A 20,273-nucleotide genomic window follows, 5' to 3' on the forward strand; every position below is an offset into this window, starting at 1 on the left:
GGCAAAGCTGACTGGGGCCGAAGAGGCAATGGAACGATGTAACAGCTTCTCTTTCTTGTACCTTGCGTCTTTTGCAGTGTTATTTTAGGTCGCCCATTCAGGGCTCCTTTCAGGTGGGACTCTTACCCAGGGCGACGCGCCCTGCAGGCGCTTGCCCTGGGCTTTCTTAGGCCGCGCCTTTGGCGCTGAAAACTACAGGCCGCAAGAAAGCCTGGTAACAATGACTGACTGATTACTTGTTAACAACTGTGACATATTGAACTCATTTTGATCTGGAGACGAAGGGGGTTACATTACGTGGCTTGCGTCTAGCGAGGATCCAGTCAGGTAGTACTGCTTCGACCTGTGTTTACCTGCTGCCAGCCGGCGGGTGAAGGCAAACCACCATACCAGAGGACAAAGCGATGAAAACGACTGCGTTGCGTATTTACGGTAAGTGTGATCTCCGGCTTGAGACTTTTGAGTTGCCGCCCTGTGGCGACGACGGTATTATCGCAGAAGTCGTGAGCGATTCGATCTGCATGTCCAGCTACAAGGCCGCCAAGCAGGGGGCGGATCACAAGCGCGTGCCCAACGACTGTGCGACGAATCCGACTATTCTCGGCCATGAGTTTTCTGGCCGGATACTGGAAGTCGGCGCGAAATGGGCTGACCAGTTCAAGCCTGGCGATCGTTTTGGCATTCAGCCGGCGCTGATGTACAAAGGCTCCCTAGATGCTCCGGGCTATTCCTTCACCACCATTGGCGGCGATGCGACCTACGTGCGCATTCCCTCTTGCGTGATGGAGATGAACTGCCTGCTCAAATACACTGGCGAAGCGTTCTTCATGGCGTCCTTGAGCGAACCCATGAGCTGCCTGATCGGGGCCTGCCACGCGCATTACCACATACCCGCCGGGACCTACAAGCACGTCATGGGCATTGTCGAAGGCGGCAAGTGTGCCTGTCTGGCCAGTGCTGGTCCCATGGGGCTCGGCCTGATCGATTACCTGATCCATGGCCCGCGCCGCCCGAAGCTCATCGTAGTCACGGATATTGATGATGCCCGGCTCAATCGCGCTGCGTCCATCCTTACCCCTGCGGATGCCAAGGCCAACGGCGTTGAGCTGGTGTATCTCAATACCAAATGCCCGGATGCGGTCGAGAAACTGATGGCCATAAGCGGCGGTACTGGCTACGACGACGTCTTTGTCCTCGCCCCAGTGGCGCCATTGGTGGAGCAGGGCGACGCCATCCTCGGTTTTGGCGGCTGCCTGGACTTCTTTGCTGGCCCGACCGATCCGACTTTTTCTGCCAAAATGAATTTCTACAATGTCCACTATGCGGGCACGCATATTGTCGGCACCAGCGGTGGGACGACGGACGATATTCGCGAGGCGCTGGACCTGATGGGCAAGGGCAAGATCAACCCGGCGATGATGATCACCCACGTCGGCGGACTTACCGCAGCGAAGGACACCACCTTGAACCTGCCCAACATCCCCGGCGGCAAGAAGCTGATCTACAACCACGTGGATTTCCCGCTCACCGCCATCGCTGACTTCGCCGAACTGGGCAAGAACAATCCCGTGTTCGCCGAATTGGCCGCTGCCTGTGCGCGCAACAAGGACATGTGGAATCTCGAGGCAGAAAAGATCGTCATGGAGAAAATGCCCAAACTCAGTGTTTGAGCATTCGGCCACCTTTTTGCCCCCCGGGTCATGGCCTTCAGCTGGTCTGAAAAAAATATCGAAAGAACCACAAAATTGCCAGGCCCGGGCTTGCTTTTCGACCGCCGTTCGCTATTGTAATGAGGTGTCCGACGCCTAGGCGCCGGTAGTTGATAAAGTTGTTATTTTTGCCGGGCTAGCTCAGTTGGTAGAGCAGTGGAATCATAATCCACGTGTCATTGGTTCGAGTCCGATGCCCGGTACCATTAAACAGAGCCCCGTAACTCAACTGAGTTACGGGGCTCTTGTTCTTTTCCCTTAACCAGGCATGCCTACGGATCGAGTGTTTGCGTAAAACCGTCGCGGGTGTTCCCGGGGCAGGCGCCTGTAGCTGCGTATCAGGGCACAAAAGTGGAGTGAATCGCCAGATTACTGGGCAGGACCGACCCCCGCTGGCGGGCATCGACATGGCCATCCAAGTACAGGGCATTGGCCAGCTCGTTGTGGCGGAAAGCAATCCGCAAGTTCCCGTTGCTGGTGGTGTTCGGCCAGATTTGCGTAACGCCGTCAAGGCCGCTGACGGTTGTGTAGATGCTATCGAGAAAGACGATGAATTCCGTCGGTGGAAAACGCGTGGTCTGCGCCCGCCCGGTGACATTGTAAATATAGTTCGCACTGGCGGCGGTAATTGCTGAGGTCAGTGGCTTGCTTGGGCAGAGCCAAGTTTTGGCATCGCCGACATAGAGGTCCATCTGTGCGCGGTAGGTGTTGGTTGGTTGCCATGCAGGTATTGCTGGGTCCCAGTACATAACGGGCAGTGTACTGGCATTGTCATCCAAGTACATGGTGGTCGCTATGCCGATCTGCTTGAGATTGCTGGTGCAGCTGATTGCGCGCGCTTTCTCGCGGGCTTTGCTCAAGGCCGGCAGCAGCATTGCCGCCAGGATGGCGATGATCGCGATGACGACTGGTTCCTACCTTGAATTTTAGCGAATATATATTATATACAGGGAGCTTTATTCGTCTGAGTAATTCCCTTTTTTCAGGAGTGCCGACCATGTCAAAAGTCAACGCAGTGATCTATGCCCGTCAGTCCAGTGGCAAGGAAGAAGAAAGCGAATCGATTGCCATGCAGATTGAGAAATGCATGGAGTTGGCAAGGAAACGCAAAATTGAGGTCATCGCCACGTATAACGACGCAAATGCATCGGGCCGCCTCTATCCATCTGGTGCAGAGAGTATTGCCGATCAGGACAGCGTCTTTCAGGATTGGTACCGGAAAAACACGGCCGAAAAAAAGTATCGCCCCGGCTTGCGTCAAGTTCTGGAGCAGCTGTCAAGAATTGATTATGTCATTGTCTACGATACGACGCGACTTTACCGTCCCATCCAGCGCAGCTATCTGCAGAATTACGTTGACAATCAGCTTATTGCGAACAGCGTCAAGCTTCTGACCCTCAAGGAGGGTGAGAGTAATCCGTCGGACTTTTCAGACAGCCTGGTGACCACTATCAAGTCCCATGTCAACGACAATCAGATCAAGTTGACCAGCGAAAAGTCAAAAGCCGCGATGAGCAAATTGAAGGACGACGGCTACTATGCCACTGGGCCCAAAATGTACGGCATCCGCTACCTTGGTGGTAAGGATCGGGCGGTTGAAGTGATTCCCGAGTGCGTGGAGGTCATCCGCTTCGTCTTCGACCAAATCATCTTGCTGAAGCCCTACAACCAGATCGTTCGCCAGATGAACAGCCGATTTGCCGGGCGCTGTGCGGGGAAGGGCTTCTATGACTCGTCCTTCCGGCATATCGCTTCGCAGCCTTTCTACTGTGGCTACATGTACGATACGCAGGGCGCCCTGATCAAGGCCAAGCAAATGCAGGGGAAAGAAATAATAACGTACGAAACCTGGGAGAAAGTCCAACGCATTATGAGCCGGCGTCGTGCGGAGCCGCAGAGGAGAAAAAGCCTGCCGCATCCCTTTTCGCATCTACTGCATTGTGGCTACTGCGGCGCGAAGATGATCGTCGGGCAGGACGGCAACAAGGAGTTTTATCACTGCTTCCGAGGCGCCAACATCAATACTGACGCCAATTGCCGTTCAGCGCGAGTCACCATCAATCTCATCAGACACTCGGATGAGTTCGTCGGTCTGAAGGCCAGCGTGGCTCCCCTACTGGCACTGGCCCTCTATAAAGAAATTGAACAGCATGACGTCATGAGAATGAAAGGACATGAGCTGGAAAAGCTCAAAACCGACCTCGTCGCGTGTGTGTCGCGCCTGGACGCCGCCGCCTCTGCCTATGGCGCCGGCGAGCTGTCTCTGGCAAGTTTTCAGAAGGTTGAGGCGCTGCTGAACGGCAAAATACTCAAGACCAAAAAGGAAATCGCGCAGATAGAAAATGCCTGCGCCAGCCAGAACAAGGTCGAGGAAAGAGCACGGCAGTTCCTCTTGAAAATTGATGACCTCATGGCTGATAGACTGGAAGACCACGTCTTTGAGGAACTCCTCCGCGGAGCCGTAACGCGCATTGACTGTTTTAATGATCACCTTGAGCTGAAAACCGTCTATGGCGATTTCACCCTCGAACGCTTCATGAAGGGGAAATTCCGTAATTTTCCGAGATTCACCTACAAAATCATCCCTGTCGATGGCTTCAAACGTGACATCCGAAAAACCAAAATCAATGTCACCTACGTCTATGGAAAACATGCTAATAAAAATTTGGTGGTAGACCTGGAAGTAATGAAAATTTACGCCCAGCGGTAGGACGAAGAAAAAAAGCAAAAAAAAGAGCCGCAACGCGGCTCTTAGGCATGCAACGAACGCTTAAACACTAAAACTTGCGGCAGGAACCTACAAGGAGTTCGATCAAGGTGAAGCAGCGTTGTTTCATGGGGTGCCCCTCCTGCGATATGATGCATTTTGTTTGCATGCCGGTAACCTAGCTAACGGATAGTATAGACAAAATTTGTTCAAAAACAAAGTGATATGTGAGAAGGCGCGCAAGTATGCGTAAGCGGTCAGTGTACACCCCGGCGCTTCGCTGGGACAATTTGCAGGAAACCCACGGTCAGTCGCCGCCCAACCATTCGACCTTGATTTCCGCCGACCTTTGCGGCAGCGTGTTTCATAGGAGTCATTGATATTGGATGCCCGACATGCCGCCGACGTCAACCCCAGGCAAGCTAGTGAGTTCCATTGCCCCTTTGGCCCCAGTCAGCTTCGCCGACTGGGGCCAAAGGGGCCGAGGAACACGAGCGTAGAGGGCGCGCTGCCCAGGGCGGCGCGCGCCTTCGGCGCCGCTTGCCCTGGGCTGGTATGTTTCGCGCTTTCAGCGCTTCTGCCGCTTCGCGGCGGAAATGCACGACGAGAAAAGGCTGCTTGGTTGAACAAGTGCCATGGATACCGTTAAATGAAGAGCATCGGTTTCATAGGAGCGTCCCTTGATACCGGCTGTTATCAAATAGATTGCCATCACTGTCGTCGGAACCGGCACGAGATGTCCGTGGTGGTGGCGTTACGGGACACCAGGGCAACGCCAGACTTACTCGATGGTCAGCCGGCCTTTGCCGGCGATGCTGACAATGAGCGTCCGGTGCGTTTCTGACCATTGGCCGGTTACTGGTGCGTTTTGCCAGCGCAGGATGGCTGGCTCTTTGCTCAGGCCGGAGATGACGACCTCGCTGGGGCCTTCTGGCCACAACGCCAGATCAAGCTCGCAGCGGCCGTCGGCGCCACGCCAGTTGCTGATGTCGCCCAGTGCGTGCACGATGACACCAGGAACGACGGCTTTGGTGCTGAATATCGGTGTTTTGCCGAAAGCCTGGGGCAGGCCATGCTGAACAGTGCCGGGGTTGATGGCCGGGCCATTGCCTTGCTGTTGGGCGAGGATGAAGAAATCTGGCAGTAGGCCCTGGAGTTTACTGTCGCTTAGGGGGTGGGTCATTTGCAGGCCGGCGATGGTGATGCCATCGGCCAGCTGCTGCCAGAATTGGCGCTTTTCGCGATTGGGCAGTTCGTCCAGATAGTGGAGCAGCTCGTTGCGATAGACCAGTCCGCACCATTGCACCGGCAGGCCAATCCAGAAGGGCGCTTTCCAGCTGGTGGCGCCCAGTACCGCGATGGTGCCGTAACGGCCGACGGGGCCATGTTCCAGAACCGGATCAATTAAATACACGAAGGGCACGCCACTCAAAGCCCAGTACTCGGCCTCACTGAGGTATTTTTCATCACCGCTGATGCGGTATGCCGCGACGCAGAGTTTGAGCATGTAGGCCGCACCAAGAATATCCGGCGTGTGGAGGGCGATCTCCCAGGTCTGAGCGCCGCGCGGCGCGTCGTGCCGGTACAGGTCGAGAACGCGGTCGACAGCACCGAGGAAATCCGCCCGGAACGCCGGATCGCCGGCGGCCTGCGCATAGTAGGCGGGAAGGGTGAGGCGGTTCGCGGTGAGGCCGTTGGCATGGTCCGTCCAGTGAGTGACGCCGTAGTCATGCTTGGCGGTGGGATTGGCAACGTACGGCGAACTGCCATCCGAACGCAGCTTGGCCAAGATGTCGCGCGCGCCGCCGGCGGCCCGATCCAGCCAGGACAAGGATTGGTTGAAGTACATCCGTACAAATAGCTCATGGCGGCCATGCGAAACACCTGAGGAATAACCCAGCTCCTGGTATTTGGGCAATACCTCGGCAAGGCGCTGGCGGATGCGAGTGGCTAAGGCCGCGTCGGTGGTTTCACCGGCGAGCCAGGCGAGAAAGACCAGCGCGTCCGCGGCGGGCTGGGCAGCGAATTTTTCAGGGTTGGGAACGACGGCGTGCCGCCATTTGCCGTCGGCATAGGAGCTTGAGTCCAGCCAGCCTTTGGCAAGCAGCGCAAGAGCGGCCTGGTAGCCACCGGCGTACTCCGGCAAGGGCGGCAGCTGCTTGCGTTGGAGGTAGTCTTTGACGGCAGCAATGACGCTGTCGCCATCGCCGGCGCTGATCAGTGTGGTCATGCTGTAGTCGCGATTTCCTTCCCAGTGCATGGGCTCATAGACATTGAAGTCATTTTCAATGCGTCCCTGGCAGACGCCGGGCGACCACAACGCGAAGAGATGGGCGCCGGAGTTATAGATGCGGTCGGGGCTGTCGAAGATTGGGCCGGGCTTCAGGCTTTCGTCCCAACTGAGGGCGAGCCACTGGCGATCCTGGAGAATGGCCATCAGCGGAAAGCAGACTTTGTGATTGGACACCAGCCGGCGAATGGCGTTGGGGCCCTCGATGTCCTTAGTGTCCGACGATGGTTCGTCCATTAGGTACTCGACACCGGCGAAGAGTGCCTGGTCTTTGGCGCTGCCGAAGGAGCCCAGGCCGGGGAAAAGCGTCAGCCACGGCACGTTGATCATGTCCGCGGCGGCAGAAAGCATGATGGTGGTGTTGATGGCGATGGCGTTGCCGTTCTGAGCTTGGAAGCTACGGCTGATGCGCCATGCGCGGCCATCGGCGTCCCGGTGGCTGGCCACGCAGAGCAACGCATTGTCCTGGCGTTCCCAGTTCAGTTCGAGGTCACTGAGAGCGATAGTTGTCGGCTGCCCGGCAGCATTGAGCACAACGATGTCGTCGTTGGCCTGGCCACTGGCCAAGCGCAGCCCTTTGCGTTCGAGGATGAAGTCGCCCCAGCGACGCGGATGGTGACGCAGGACCAAGTCGCCTGCCAATAAAGACTGCGTCGACTGCTCCGTCTGCGGCACGGCGGGCTTGCTAAAGCGGGTGTTGAAGAGGGGCACCATGGGCGTGACCTTAATGCTTGCTAGGGTGAATTCGCCTTCGTTCTGTGCCGGGTCTATGCGCAGGCGGTCGCCAGGCTGCAGCCGGGGGATGAGGGCACTGCCAGTCTGCCAGGTGCCATCACCAGTGGCGGCAATGCGCACGCTGCTGCCGGCGACGAAACGTGGGCCGTAGAAAACCTCAATGGCTGAAGCAACACGATTGGCAAAGGTCACTTCGAGTTTGAGCAGCTCGTACTCGCCTTCGGGAAGTGTGTCGCACGGCGGTCCTTCGATCCATGGATCTTCCTGCCCGCTGCAAATAACATGCAGGCCCTCGGGGCCTGGGGTGATGGACTTTACCCGCGGGTTGCCTACCCACCCATGCAACTGCGAGCCACTAAAGTCAAAAAGCGTGACTGTCTCGGCCGCGAACGCTGCTGCGGCCAACAACGATACCATCAGCGTCCCGAAAATAGACTTGCGCTTCATGCTGGATTCCCTTTGTGTCGTTTGGATGGGCTGCTCGCGCTGAGCGTTGGCGCCTAACCTGTCTATGCGGGCTCTGGCGCCGACAAGTCTGGCTGTGCCCAGTGTGCGGTTGTGGCTACCTCAGCTGTATACATTGGCTAATGACCTCGTTACTATGGCAAGATCATTACGAAAGACAACCGCCAGCCAGGTTTTTCCCTAACTGTGAGACGCATGCTTTACGGTCGGCGTGGATGGACGGGGTGAAATCACCATTGCCCCATCCGATCGGCCGGGATATCGGCGCGCGAGTGGACGCCCGCTGAGCTCATGCGACGCTGCGGGCTAAAAGGTCGCCCTCACGACCGTGAGACGAGAGACGAGAGACCCCAGCGCAGTGCCATCCGGTCCTCACGGTCCCCGGCGTGCCCAGGGACCGGCTGGGGCGGACACATAGGTCCGCCCCTACGCGGTCTGATCGGTCTGACCGGTCTTTTTATTCTGGTGGGCGGGGGTATATTCAGGCGCGAAATTCGGCGTTGCCGCGTTGTTGCGGCGGGAAGGGGCCGGGCTGGTTGTTTCCATTTGGCAGCTTGATCAAGAGGTGTCGTTTTGCGTTACAAACCCACGTATGCGTCCGTCCGTGATCCGTTGGTCGATCGTGCTCGGCCGGTACCGGCTTTTTTGCACTCAGCGGTGATGTACCAGATTTTTCTGCGGCCTTTCACGCCTGAGGGCACGCTGGCGGCGGCGCAGGCGCTGTTGCCGCACGTGGCGTCGCTCGGGGTGGACATCGTCTATCTGTGTCCGGTGATGTTGGCGGATGACGATCCGCGCCAGGATTTTTGGAGCGGCCGGCAGCGCGGCAGTGGCTTGAACAACCCGCGCAATCCCTATCGCGTGAAGGACTTCTTTGCCGTCGATCCTGAATACGGCAGCGCCGAGGATCTGCGGCGTTTTGTTGATGAAGTGCATCGCCTGGGCATGCGGATCATTTTTGACTTGGTGTACTTCCATTGCGGGCCGACAGCGGTCTTTCTGGACGAGCACCCGGATTATGTGCTGCGTGACGAGCATGGCGCGATGCGCATTGGCGAGTGGCGTTTTCCGGAGATGAACCTGGCCAATCCGGCCGTGCGCGAATACTTTTATCGCAACATGGCGTTTTTTCTGCGGGATTACGCTGTCGATGGCTTTCGCTGTGACGTCGCGGACAAGCTGCCGGTGGATTTTTGGGAGGAGGGCTACCGCCGCTGCCGGGCGATCAAGGCCGATTGCATCATGATGTGTGAGGGCCTGCGTGGTGACGATCAGCACGAGGCTTTTGATCTCAGTTATGGCTTCTATACGCAGTGGGCCATCCGTGACATGCTGCGCGGCAAGAGCGGAGCTCGTGAACTCCAGACCGCCTGGGACCAGGAACAGCTTGATTACCCTCGGGGCTTTCATTGGATGCGCTGTTTTGACAACCACGACTACGCTATGGACACGACCATGCACGGCGGCCGCTACGAGGCCAGCTGCGGCAAGGACAGCTGCGACGCCATGCTTGCTCTGATCTTCACGCTCAATGGCATGCCCATGGTCTATAATGGCCAGGAAGTGGCCGATGATGCTCCGCACAGCATCTACGCCAATCGCGAGTACGGCCGCTTGTTCATCAACTGGTCACGCGCGCTGACCCAGGCCGGCAAGGACCGCATGGACTTGCTGCGCAAACTCACGGCTTTCCGACATCGCCTGCCGGCGCTCTTTGATGCGCCCTTGCGCTGGCTGGAAAGCGGCGCGCCGGAGCAGGTCTTCGCGTTTTCGCGCTCACTACCGGAGGGCAACGTTTTCCTGGCGGTCAATGTCGCCGGCGAGACAGCCGAGACGGCCTGGGATAGTGCGTTGCAGCCGCGGGAGGTCATTGCCGCCAGTGCCGGCGTGGAATGGCCGACGACCGCCGACGGCCACCGGCGGCTGCGCCTGCCGCCGCGAGGCTTCGTCATCGGCAGCTGCATCGGTCAGTAACCACCCCGGTGGGGAAAACACCGGGGACAATTTGCAGGAAGCCTGCGGCCCGCCGCCGTCCAACCATTACACATGGGTGGCTAACCAGGCAGCGGATTTCTTAGGAGCAATGTTCTTCACATAGCATGCGGCAATCGCCGGCGATGAGTTGATTGGTAACCATGCACAAGATCATTCGCCGAGGTTTTGAGCACCTTCAGCGCTTCTGCCGCTTCGCGGCGGAAATGCACGACGAGAAAAGGCTGCTTGGTTGAACAAGTGCCATGGATACCGTTACATGAAGAGCATCGGTTTCTTAGGAGTAAGGCTCGGCCGAAGCGGCGGCGTCTGTCTGTATTTACTGGTAGTATCCGGCGGCTTGGAGGAGTGCTTCCTGCACGAGGAGTTCGTGAAGGACGGGGTAGGGGTTGGTGATTTCGCCGCGGATGATGCGGGCGAGTTCGGTCAGTTGCAGGTCGTAGCGGCCCTGCATGACGGGCATGACCACGTCGTGGGTACCGGCCTTGAATTCCGCGTTGTCCTCTTTGAGGGTGAGGCGGACATGGAGCGGGTCGAGATGGTAGCGGCTGCTGTGATGTTCGAGGGGGCAGATATCCACGGTGCCCTTGGTGCCGCAGACGATGAGCCGGCGGTGCTTCATACCGTCGATTTCCACTACGGAGGTGCGGATGGACGCCGTCGCGCGCGGGTATTCCATGACGGCGAAGCCGTTGTCGTAAAGGTTGTCATCGCGGGTTTTGCGTTGATAGGGCGTGACCTTCTGAGGGCGGCCCAGGAGGGATATTACCAGGTCGATGAGATGACCGCCGAAGATGTACATGGCGCCGCCCTTGAAGCCGGACAGCCAGCGGCGGTAGTCATCGCCGTCATAGCGACTCATGACGGCATGGACCTCGAAGATGTCGCCGAGCCAGCCGCTGCGGGCGGCCTTGAAGCAGAAATTGACGGCCGGGTTGTTGCGGTACATGTAGCCAAGTTGGATGCACAGGTGTTTCTGGCGGAAACAATCGAGCAGCCTGCGGAAGGGCTCGAGCTCCTCGCCGCCGGGTTTGTCCATGTGGATATGCATGCCGTGGTCGACGCAGCGCTGGGCGGTACTGAGCAGATCAAAACCGTCGGTTTCGACGGCGACGGCTTCCAGGCCGGGAGTCTGGAAGAGCTCTTCCTCCGTCAGCCAAGGCAGGCCTTGGTATTGGGGCAGGTTGCCCCGGCGCTCTTTCCACTCCGGGTCGCTTTCCACGACGCCGACGACCTCGTAGAAGTCGCTGAGGCGACGGAAGGCCGCCATCTTTTCCGATGCGTGGTTGTGACCGATGCCAATTTGACCGATTTTGATCTTTTTCATGATGCTGTTCCTGCTCAGTGGTGCGGCGTGCCGCTCTTAGTTTTTGCCGCTGATGATCTTGGCGGCTTCGAGGAAGATGATGAGGCTCGGGGTATAATTGACGCCGGTGCCGATGGGAGCACCAGTGAAGGGGTTGATTTCCTGGGGGAATTTGCTGTCGTAGGCGATGAAGGCGCGCAGCCAGCGCAGGAGGAGGCGCTTAAGGTCGTCCTGACGACCATACTCCTTCATCCAGAAGATGGCGCGCAAGGTCGTGAGAGCCTGGGTGTTGGCGCCCCAGGAATTCTTCGGGCATGTCTTGACGAAATGCGGGTCGGAGATGGCGACGGCCGGAATGGGGTAGGCCGGCATGAACTCCTTGGGATCGTGGAAGTAGCGCGTATAAATGCGGTCGAAGACGTCTTGATCAAGAACGCGGTTGAGGAAGAGCCGGGTGATGTGCTCGGTGCGGTATTTGCGCAGGTCACGGCTGTCGCGGTCGTAGTAAAAATCGTCTTCGGCGCAGTAGAGCCACGCGTCGATTTTGGCTTTGATTTCGGCTGCCTGTTCGTGCCAGAGGGCGGCCTCGTGGTCTTTGCCGAGGGCCGTGGCCAGTTCGGCCAGGGCCATGCGATTGCCGTAGAGCATGGCGGAGAGATCGACGGAGAGCACAGGCATGATGGGCAGGTTGGGCATGTTTACGGCGTCCTTGCCGGGGCAGCCGTGGGGGATGCCATCGTCGGTCACGCGGGGGTCGTTGTCATGGCCGGTGTCCCATTCGCAGAACATTTCGGCGAGGCCGGTGCCGCGGCGGTTGCGGTATTTGCCGAACCACCGGTCATAGCGCGAGCCGGCCTGGTAGATGGCGGTGAGGGCCTCTTCGCCCTGGCCGGTCTTTTGGGCGATGGTCATGGCGCAGCGGGTGAAAGGGAAGATGCACTGGACCTGCCCGTAGCCGGCCTCACATTGGAAATAGCCGGTCTTGGTATCCAGCGGTAGAACGAAGGGCAGGAGCCCGTCCTCGCGCTGGTAGCGCATGAACGCCCGCTGTGATGCCCAGGCGGACTCCGGGTCGTAGTCGGCCAGGAAGATATTGTCCTGGTTGTGTTCCAGCCAGATGCCGCGATAGACATCGCCCGCCAGCAGCAGCGGCACGGGATATTGCTCGAACTGGCGACGATTGGCCAGCAGGGCCGCACGGACTCTGCCGGACCAATCGCGGATGCGTGCTTTTTCCTCCGAACTGAAGACCTCTTTGGCAATCATTGACGCAGTCCTCTGCTTGCGGTGGCTTGCATCCAGGCGCGCCGGGTGGCGTCAGCGCAGGATAAGATGGGGAAAAAGCCGGGCGTTCTTGCCGGTGCCTAGGCCCGGGGCGACGGCGTGAAAGCCCTCGCGGACATCGCCGTCATTGTCGTTGACCAGGAGATTGAAGCGGAAGCCCTGTGCGGCATTTTCAGCGTTGAGGCCGATGGTGGTCCAGGGGATAGCCGCGTCGTAGCGGGTAACTTTGTTGGCTTCGTCGCGCTCGCCGCGCAGCGTTATGGTGGCGGTTGCGGCAGCGGCGTCAAAACCACTGGGGGCCTGCCAGGCATGGACTTCGTTGCGGCCGTCGTTGGTGACGCTGAAGCCGATTTCCCAGAAGGGGAGTTGCCCGGGCACGGCGATGGCGATCTGGACATTGTCGCCTTTCCAGACATCGCCGCCGCTGAAGGGCTGCTGGTGGATATCGTCGATGGCGACGACGCGGATGAGCAGCTGTTGTCCGTCCTGTCCGAGCCAGATCTTGGCGCTGAGATCGTCGGGGCCGCTCCAGCGCAGCTTGGCCATGTCGGGCGCATTTGGTACGAGCATGGTGTTCTGGGCGGCGTCGTCGAGCACGAAATGGGCGTCGCCCGAGAGTTTCGCGTTGTTCTCCAGGACGGTTACCGAATTGACGGGGCAGGCAAAGCGCCCCTGCCAGAGCGCGCCGAAACGGGCGTCGACCGTGATGTCCTTTTGGGCGCCGGGAACCGAGCGGAAGTCCTTGGCGACGGCGATATCAAACACGCAGAGGGCTTCGGCGCCGGGTGGCAGCTCGATGTTCTGTCGCTGGTTGCTGCAGTTCAGCCCATCGGGCACGATCAAGCTGATGTCGGTGGCGAGGGCGAAGGCGGTGGGATTGCGGATGTTGAAGGCCAGCTGTTTTGGCTCGCCGGCGATGACCGTGAGTTCATCGACCTGTTCGAGAAAATCGCCGGCAACGACCGGCTCGTTTGCCTGGCCGCTGACGCGAATGGTACCGGGCTCGCGGTCGATGTTGATGACCACGGCCTGGTTGACGACGTTGAGTGGCCGTTCGTTGCCGAAAAGATCAATGTGCGACGCCTTGCCGCTGATGCCGGTGAGGACGATGAGTCGGGATGGTTTTTGGCTGTCGAGGTTCCAGTTTGCCAGCAGGAAGTCGCCGTCGCGGCTTTTGAAGAGGAAGCCATCGAGGTGTTCGGGCAGAGTCATGTCGCGGATGTAGGTGGCTTCGCGGTAGGCATTGGCGAGGGCGTTGTAGGCCACGTAGGCGGCTTTGGGATAGAAGTCCTTGGTGATGAGGCCGAAATTGTGTTCGCCGTCCTTGGGGTCATAGCCGTCATTGCGCAGGTCGTACCAGTTGTAGCCGATGGAGCCCCGGGCCCAGCTGTAGAGGAATTTTTGGAAGAGGGTGACGGCCTGGCGGTAATCGCCGATGTGCACGGAGGAAATGGCGGTTTCATTGGCGTACCACGGCGCGGTGACGCCGAGTTTTTCGCGGAAAGGCAGCATGCGTTCGATCTGGTTGCGGTAGTGGACGTAGGGTCCGTGGCCGTGGAAGGCGTGGAGGTCATAATAGCCGCGGCCGAGAGTGAGGGTTTTTTCCATATGCTTTTCGTCATTGAGGCGCGCGTAGGGCGGCATGCAGGTGAAGCCGGCGGTCATCACGGTCATTTCCGGCGCGGCCTTTTTGGTCTCGGTGTAGGCGATTTTCATCAGTTCGATGTACTCTTCGGCGCTGAAGTTGGCGAAGCCGTGCAGGTCGGGTTCATTCCACACTTCGACATAATGGACCTTGCCGCGATAGCGTTCCGCGAAGCCGCGGATGAAAGCCGCCCAGTGCTGGTAGTCGGGGCGGGCGCCGCGTTTGAGGTCGGGCTTGAGCGGCTGCCACTCTTTGGCGACGGCCCAGCGGGCGCAATAGCTGTAAATGGCCTCCAATTCAATGTCATATTTGGCGAAGGCGTCGACGGTGAAGTCGAAGCTGTCGAAATGCCACTGGTTTTCGGCGGGCTGCATGCGGTTCCAGTCGATGTCTTCGCGGATGATTTTGGCGCCGCACCAGGCGGCGGCCATAGCTTCGAGTTCCTGGTGTTCGCGGGGATGGCGCTGTGGGTGCGAGCAGACGCCGAAGAGGAAGCCCTTGCCGCGGCCGGCGGTCGGCCCGGCGGGCTGCATGGCGGCGTAGCTGTAGCTGACATTGAGGGGCTCCACGCGCGGGTCGTCTTCCTGGTAGACGACGTCGACGTAGTACACACCGTGTTCCTTGGGTGCCGGCAGCGGCAGGAGGAAATCCGTGCCAGCGGTGATGGCCATGGACTGCTCTTCGGCGGCAATTTCCACATTGCGGCCATTGCGGATGGTGTAGCTGACGCGGGCTTTGACGCCGTGGGGTTTGTGGTTGTTGATGCGCAGGCCGAGTTTGCTTGCATCGCCTGGCACGAGGACATGGATGGGATTGCCGGTTTCCAGCGTCGGCGTGAGCGGCCGGAAGTCCGTTAGCACTTCGACGGCGACCTTGCCGATGGCCATTGCGCCTGTGCTCTCGCGACTGCGAAAATCGCCGGCGATGCCGATAAAGCTGGCGGGGAAGTCAAGGCGCTGGTTGGTGACGGCGCCACCCCAGGAGCTGCTGTTGGCGATGGTTGCATTCACGGGGAAGACGACGTCTTGCCAGCCGCTGCTGGCCGCGGGCAGGGGCACGCGGTATTGCAGGATTTCGCCGTCCTTGTCCCTGAGGCGCAGATTCAGCAACGACACGTCGTTGTTGGCGGGAAAGAAGGCGCTGACCCGGAAGACGGCGTTGCTGAAAGTCGGCAGGGGCATGCGTTCGTTGATGGTGAATTCGTAGTGATTGGCGGGCGTTTTTTCCCAGCTGAGCTTGAGTGCCGTCTGGGAGCCATCGTCGACATTGCCATAGGCGTAGTCGTGCCGGAGATCGGCGGCGCGGTGCAGGTTGATGGTCGGCTGCTGGCTGGCGAAGTCGATCAGTGTCACCGTGTCGCCGGCGACGGTCTGGGGCTCGTAGACCAGGTGGCTGAGGAAAAAATGGCCCTGTGCGGGTTCGCGGCGAAAGTCAAAGCCGGCGCCCTGCACGGCCAGGGGCACTTCCATGACATTGTTGTCATTACCGCCCCAGCTGTCGGCTGGCGGGTTGGCCAGGTCTATCGTGAAGGTCAGAGGCAGCCAGCCGTGGCGGTCGGCGGGCAGTTCCCCGGGTATCTGAAAGGTCTCGCCTGCGGCATCAATGACGCGGAGCTGGAAGGCGCGCAGGCCGCTTCCTGCTGGCACGTAGAGCTGCGCGCGCAGGTCCAGGCGGCGCTGTATGGGCAGGGGCGCGGCCGGTGTCATGGTCAGCTCGCCGTAGCCACTGCTCGTGTCGTTCCAGGCTAGGCGCAGGGCCTGCCGGCTATCCGGCGTGGTCGCCAGGGATACTTCCTGCCGGCGGTCACCAGCCTTGGTAATGCTGCTCTTGATAGCCGGAGCGGTGAGGTCAATAACCACGCCGTAAGTCAGCGGGCAGAACAGGGCACAAATAGACACCAACAGGGCAGGGGAAAACTTCATCGCGCGTCTCGCTTAGTGGGGGGTGGCAGGCTGGGGCGGCGAAAAACATGAAACCATAGCATAACACCCAGCCAGAAGCATGTCCACGCCAGGCAGCAAAAAAACGAATTATCCGCGTATTCGGTCAGTAACCACCCCGGCGCTTCGCAGGGACAATTTGCCGGAAACCCACGGCCCGCCGCCGCCCAGCCATCCGACCTTGATTTCCGCCGACCTTTGCGGCAGCGTGTTTCATAGGAGTAACCACCCCGGTGGGGAAAGCACCGTGGACAATTTGCAGGAAACCCACGGCCAGTCGCCGCCCTGCCATTACCCATGGGTGGCTAACCAGGCAGCGGATTTCATAGGAGTGATTGATAACAGCCGGGACCGTGGTGACGCCTGGGACCGATGGGACTAATTGACGACTGTGCGCTGGGGCGAGGACTCACGGACTCATGAGGCATGATCTCATGGATTGGACTATGGGGACTTTGGGGACTTTGGGGAATGACGCCTTGGACGCCGGGGACTGCTTGAGGACTTCTTGGACTTCTGGGAGCGCCGCCGTCCCGGCGGCATTGACCCTGGGAGCGCCGCCGTGATGTTTATTGCGGGCGGACATTTCGAAAAAAGAATAGAATGCATGCACTTCAGCTGCTTATCGTTGCTCGGCAGGTGAAAGCCCGCTGTTCTTATGGAGCAAAAAGTGCAAAAGAGTGATTGACAAGGGCAGGCGATGACCTATTCTAATGGCATATGGGCACGTTGCGCTGCCGCATGGTCTCTGGTAGCCGTCGTGGGTATCTGATGGAAGCACTACAAGCTGGCAAGCCTGCCGAAAGGAGCGACTATGTCAACTTTCACAATTCGTCACATGCGTGATCGTGACAAGTGGCCGGTGGCGAAGATTATTTGTTTGTCGACGAGTACGTGGTACCAGACGCACAACATGGGTCTGCGTTTTGTGGGCGGGCCGAAGACCACGGAGTTTTTCTACGACATCTATCACACCCTGCCGGGCAGCTACGGCATTGTTGCCGATGACGATGTCAGTCATGACGTTTTGGGTTCCTGTTTTGTGCATGAGCGTCCGACGCACATGTCGTTGGGGATCATGAATGTGCATCCCAGCTACGCCAATCGCGGTATTGCCTCGGCGTTGTTGCGGACGATCATTGCGCAAGCGAAGAAAATTGAGAAGCCCCTCCGGCTGGTTTCCAGCGCCTTGAATTTGGATTCGTTTTCGTTGTACAACAAGCAGGGCTTTGTGCCGTATTGCGTGTACCAGGACATGGAATTCACGGTGCCGCAGGGTGGTTATGAGGTGAACTTGCAGGCGACGCCGCGGACCCGTCAGGGTACTTTGGCCGACCTGGATGAGATTGTGGCTCTGGAGCGGGAGGTGTCAGGCATTGAGCGGCCTGGCGACTACGAGCATTTCCTCACCAATCCCGATGGCTGCTGGCATGTGTCAGTATGTGATTCCATGGACGGCGGTATTGACGCGGTGATGGTGTCGGTGTGCAACCCGGCGACAACCATGCTTGGTCCAGGCTGTGCGCGCGACGCCGAATCGGGTTCAGCCGTATTGCTGGCCGAGCTCAACCACTTCCCTAACCACGCCATTGTCGGCTTGATCCCCAGCGCCTGCCGCGAGATGGTTGATCTGGGCTATCACCTCGGCGCCAAGAACAAGGAATTGCATTTTGCGCAGATTATTGGCGACACTCCCAAGATCAATGGCTGGGCATTTCCGACCTTCATGCCCGAATCCGGTTGAGAAACCAAGGGTGGTGGCATATCGGTCGTGGGGGGAGCGGTTCTCTGGTGGCGGCGCCCTCAGCGGAAGAGCGCTGCTCTCAAGCAGGCGAGCGTTACGGGCTTCTGTAAAAAGACGTCAAAGAGGCATTGTTCGGCTTCGCCGTCACTCATGCTGCCAGCAGAGATGGCGATGAGGCGGATACTCGACCAGTCGTCATTGGCCCGGATGCGCCTGGCCAGCTCGAAGCCGTCCATACCAGGCATCCAGATGTCCGTGAGGACAATGTCTGGCCGGAGGCCTTCTTCAAGCATGGTGAGGGCTTTCAGTCCCGATGACGAGCTGTGGGTTTGGCAGCCAAGTCGTTTGGCCATCATGGCGAGGACCTTGAGGTTCATGGCGACGTCGTCCACCAGCAGCAGCGACAGTTCCGGGGGCGGGTTGCCCTTTGTCGTATCCGTAACCGTACCCGTACCCGTTTTGTCGCTGCTTGCCTGATTTTCATCGCCGTCGTGATCCGTTGGCTGCCGGCGACTGAAGGCCACGTTGGGCAGTTCGATGGTAAAGCAGCTGCCGAGGTCCTTTTCGCTATTCAGCGTGAGGGTGCCGCCCATGCGTTCGATCAGTCGTTTGACGATGGGCAGGCCCAGGCCGGTGCTGTTTTCCTCGGCGCGCGTGCCGCGTATGGACTCGTCCTGGATAAAGGGCTCGAATATTTTGCTCTGGTTGTCTTTGGGGATGCCGATGCCGGTGTCGCTGACTTTGATGATCAGGGTCCCGCGATTGTCGTCGCTGGGGGAAAACTGGCAGTCGATGATGATGCCGCCGCGATGGGTGAATTTGACGGCGTTGCCGACCAGGTTGAGAAGTATTTGCCGCAGGCGGCGGGCATCGACATAGACCCAGGGGAAGTCGGCCGCATCGCGGATGGACAGCGCCAGGCCCGTTTCGTCAAGCCGGTGGCGGAAGATCAAGGCGATGTCTCGGCAGAGGGCACGGAAGTCGGTTCTGGCGGTCGCGAAGTACATTTGATTGGACTCGATTTTGGACAGATCGAGGATGTCGTTGATCAGGTTGAGCAGAGACACGCCGGCGACATTGATGGCCTGCAGGTATTCTTTCTGCTGCGCCGGGGGGATGTGGTCGTGCTGCAGCAGCTCGCTGAAGCCGATGACGGCATTGAGCGGCGTGCGGATCTCGTGGCTCATGGTCGCCAGAAACATTGTTTTGGCCTGAGCGGCCTGCTGCGCGTCGGCTACGGCCTGACTGAGCTGGCGGTTCAGTTGCGACAGCTCGGCATTGCGGCGACTGCGGCTGCTGATGACGATCAAGCAGGCGGTGAGCGCCGAAAGGGAGAGGACAATCCCGGTCAGCAGGATGATTTCGGCCTTGTTGGTCTCCCACAGGCTATAGGTCTTGTTGATCAGCAGCACGTTGTCTGGCAAATCGTCGATGCTGACATTGAAGCGTTTGGCGATGGCGATGTCGATGACGAAGTTGGTGTGCTCCTTGGCGATGCGGATCTTGTCCGCCTGGCCGTTTTTGATTGTCTGCAGGACCATTTCGGCGAGGGTTTCGCCGTTGTTGGTGCCTTTGGAGGTCGAGCCACCAAGTGAGCCGTTGGTTAGGGACAGACTGGTGGGGACCAGGCAGGGCCGCGGGCATTCGGCAAAAAAGTTGCGGGCGAAATCGACCATGGAGCCATAGCCGTCGCGGCTATAATCGCGATAAAAGCCGAGGACGACGAAGGATTTTGCCGGCAGCTGCCTGGTCATCGCCAGCAGTTCCAGATAACTGAAGGAGCCGCCATTGACCACGCGGACCCGGCAGCTAGTGAACGCCGCCGTCTTTTGCTGGATGCTACGGGTCAGGTCGGCACTGGCGTCGGCAGGATCGACAATGATCAGTGCCTCCTGGCTGTCCGGCAGGACCAGCAGTCCCAACTCGACATTTTTTTCCAGGTCGATTTGGCCATTGATGCCCGTGCTGTTGGCATGGACGGCGCGGATCTGGTCCACGATGCCGTGGTTGCTGTAGACGACCAGGGGGACAGTCTGGGGGATAGCCTCGTGGTGTTTGCGGAGGAGCTTGATGGCGTCGTCGAGAATGGCGATGACGCAGTCGTATTTGCCGGCCTTGATGCCTGGCAGAAAAGACTGGAAGCGCTCGTCGATCTCGTCGGGGCTGTTACGGACGGCATTGAGTTCGAGGTAGTCGATGATGCAGCCGTTCAAGTCAGTGGCCAGCTTGTGGCGGATGGCCCGGATGATGTCCTGGCTCCACTGATGGGTAAAATGGAATGACGCGACGATAAGGACGCGGCGATCTGGGGAGGGCCTGGACGCGGGTGTTTCTCCCGCACCGGCGGCAGGGGCGCCGATGGCGGCAAGTAGCACGGCGATTGCCAGAAGCAAGGGCCATGGGCGGAGGATGCAGGTAGTGCGGGGCATGAGGGGATTCCGCGCGGTAGTGGCGCC

The 20,273-nt window shown here is 59.1% G+C and carries 12 protein-coding genes and 1 tRNA gene; 7 read left to right on the forward strand and 6 right to left on the reverse strand.

Going from position 1 to position 20,273, the window contains the following annotated elements:
• Positions 1–404 precede the first annotated feature (404 nt).
• Complete coding sequence (locus tag J3R75_RS16495) at positions 405–1,670, forward strand: zinc-binding dehydrogenase (protein ID WP_307263869.1); 1,266 nt, start codon at positions 405–407, stop codon at positions 1,668–1,670.
• A gap of 169 nt (positions 1,671–1,839) precedes the next feature.
• Positions 1,840–1,915: transfer RNA gene (locus J3R75_RS16500), tRNA-Met, on the forward strand.
• Positions 1,916–2,047: 132 nt separating this feature from the next.
• Here J3R75_RS16500 and J3R75_RS16505 read toward each other — a convergent pair.
• Positions 2,048–2,584, reverse strand: coding sequence for a DUF1559 family PulG-like putative transporter (locus tag J3R75_RS16505; RefSeq protein WP_307263871.1), 537 nt, complete (start codon positions 2,582–2,584; stop codon positions 2,048–2,050).
• A gap of 122 nt (positions 2,585–2,706) precedes the next feature.
• Between J3R75_RS16505 and J3R75_RS16510 the strand changes: the two genes are divergently transcribed.
• Both J3R75_RS16510 and J3R75_RS16515 read left to right on the forward strand, forming a co-directional pair.
• Complete coding sequence (locus tag J3R75_RS16510; protein ID WP_307260786.1) at positions 2,707–4,419, forward strand: recombinase family protein; 1,713 nt, start codon at positions 2,707–2,709, stop codon at positions 4,417–4,419.
• Positions 4,420–4,661: 242 nt separating this feature from the next.
• Positions 4,662–4,796, forward strand: a complete 135-nt coding sequence (locus J3R75_RS16515) for a hypothetical protein (RefSeq protein ID WP_307263872.1) — start codon at positions 4,662–4,664, stop codon at positions 4,794–4,796.
• Between the two features lie 401 nt (positions 4,797–5,197).
• Here J3R75_RS16515 and J3R75_RS16520 read toward each other — a convergent pair whose 3' ends face one another.
• Positions 5,198–7,888 carry a hypothetical protein gene (locus J3R75_RS16520; RefSeq protein WP_307263874.1) on the reverse strand — a complete coding sequence of 897 codons (2,691 nt, stop codon included), beginning with the start codon at positions 7,886–7,888 and terminating at the stop codon, positions 5,198–5,200.
• A gap of 591 nt (positions 7,889–8,479) precedes the next feature.
• Between J3R75_RS16520 and J3R75_RS16525 the strand changes: the two genes are divergently transcribed.
• Complete coding sequence (locus J3R75_RS16525; protein WP_307263877.1) at positions 8,480–9,880, forward strand: alpha-amylase family glycosyl hydrolase; 1,401 nt, start codon at positions 8,480–8,482, stop codon at positions 9,878–9,880.
• Between the two features lie 337 nt (positions 9,881–10,217).
• Here the strand turns inward: J3R75_RS16525 and J3R75_RS16530 are convergent, their stop codons facing one another.
• From J3R75_RS16530 to J3R75_RS16540, 3 genes are read right to left on the reverse strand one after another with little or no spacing between them, the layout of a single operon-like run.
• Positions 10,218–11,225: a Gfo/Idh/MocA family protein gene (locus J3R75_RS16530; RefSeq protein WP_307263879.1), complete on the reverse strand. Its 1,008-nt coding sequence runs from the start codon at positions 11,223–11,225 to the stop codon at positions 10,218–10,220.
• A 36-nt stretch (positions 11,226–11,261) separates the two neighbouring features.
• On the reverse strand, positions 11,262–12,470 hold the full coding sequence (locus J3R75_RS16535) for an MGH1-like glycoside hydrolase domain-containing protein (protein WP_307263881.1): 1,209 nt from the start codon (positions 12,468–12,470) through the stop codon (positions 11,262–11,264).
• Between the two features lie 51 nt (positions 12,471–12,521).
• Positions 12,522–16,055, reverse strand: a complete 3,534-nt coding sequence (locus tag J3R75_RS16540) for a DOMON domain-containing protein (protein WP_307263884.1) — start codon at positions 16,053–16,055, stop codon at positions 12,522–12,524.
• A gap of 79 nt (positions 16,056–16,134) precedes the next feature.
• Between J3R75_RS16540 and J3R75_RS16545 the strand changes: the two genes are divergently transcribed.
• The gene (locus tag J3R75_RS16545; RefSeq protein WP_307263887.1) at positions 16,135–16,455 is read left to right on the forward strand and encodes a hypothetical protein; all 321 of its coding nucleotides are present in this window, start codon (positions 16,135–16,137) and stop codon (positions 16,453–16,455) included.
• Positions 16,456–16,887: 432 nt separating this feature from the next.
• Positions 16,888–17,817 (forward strand): GNAT family N-acetyltransferase, encoded by a 930-nt coding sequence (locus tag J3R75_RS16550; RefSeq protein WP_307263889.1) that lies wholly within the window; start codon positions 16,888–16,890, stop codon positions 17,815–17,817.
• 59 nt (positions 17,818–17,876) lie between these two features.
• Here the strand turns inward: J3R75_RS16550 and J3R75_RS16555 are convergent, their stop codons facing one another.
• A complete protein-coding gene (locus J3R75_RS16555) occupies positions 17,877–20,246 on the reverse strand; it encodes an ATP-binding protein (RefSeq protein ID WP_307263892.1) in 2,370 nt (789 codons plus the stop codon).
• Positions 20,247–20,273 lie beyond the last annotated feature (27 nt).

Source organism: Oligosphaera ethanolica (genome assembly GCF_030814695.1).
In the GTDB taxonomy this organism is placed as follows: domain Bacteria; phylum Verrucomicrobiota; class Lentisphaeria; order Oligosphaerales; family Oligosphaeraceae; genus Oligosphaera; species Oligosphaera ethanolica.

Excerpts from the sequence above, each read along its gene's own strand:
- J3R75_RS16550 (WP_307263889.1), top strand. The coding sequence starts at position 16,888 with ATGTCAACTTTCACAATTCGTCACATGCGTGATCGTGACAAGTGGCCG.
- J3R75_RS16530 (WP_307263879.1), bottom strand. The coding sequence starts at position 11,225 with ATGAAAAAGATCAAAATCGGTCAAATTGGCATCGGTCACAACCACGCA.
- J3R75_RS16540 (WP_307263884.1), bottom strand. The coding sequence starts at position 16,055 with ATGAAGTTTTCCCCTGCCCTGTTGGTGTCTATTTGTGCCCTGTTCTGC.
- J3R75_RS16505 (WP_307263871.1), bottom strand. The coding sequence starts at position 2,584 with ATGCTGCTGCCGGCCTTGAGCAAAGCCCGCGAGAAAGCGCGCGCAATC.
- J3R75_RS16510 (WP_307260786.1), top strand. The coding sequence starts at position 2,707 with ATGTCAAAAGTCAACGCAGTGATCTATGCCCGTCAGTCCAGTGGCAAG.
- J3R75_RS16555 (WP_307263892.1), bottom strand. The coding sequence starts at position 20,246 with ATGCCCCGCACTACCTGCATCCTCCGCCCATGGCCCTTGCTTCTGGCA.
- J3R75_RS16520 (WP_307263874.1), bottom strand. The coding sequence starts at position 7,888 with ATGAAGCGCAAGTCTATTTTCGGGACGCTGATGGTATCGTTGTTGGCC.
- J3R75_RS16535 (WP_307263881.1), bottom strand. The coding sequence starts at position 12,470 with ATGATTGCCAAAGAGGTCTTCAGTTCGGAGGAAAAAGCACGCATCCGC.
- J3R75_RS16515 (WP_307263872.1), top strand. The coding sequence starts at position 4,662 with ATGCGTAAGCGGTCAGTGTACACCCCGGCGCTTCGCTGGGACAATTTG.
- J3R75_RS16495 (WP_307263869.1), top strand. The coding sequence starts at position 405 with ATGAAAACGACTGCGTTGCGTATTTACGGTAAGTGTGATCTCCGGCTT.
- J3R75_RS16545 (WP_307263887.1), top strand. The coding sequence starts at position 16,135 with ATGTCCACGCCAGGCAGCAAAAAAACGAATTATCCGCGTATTCGGTCA.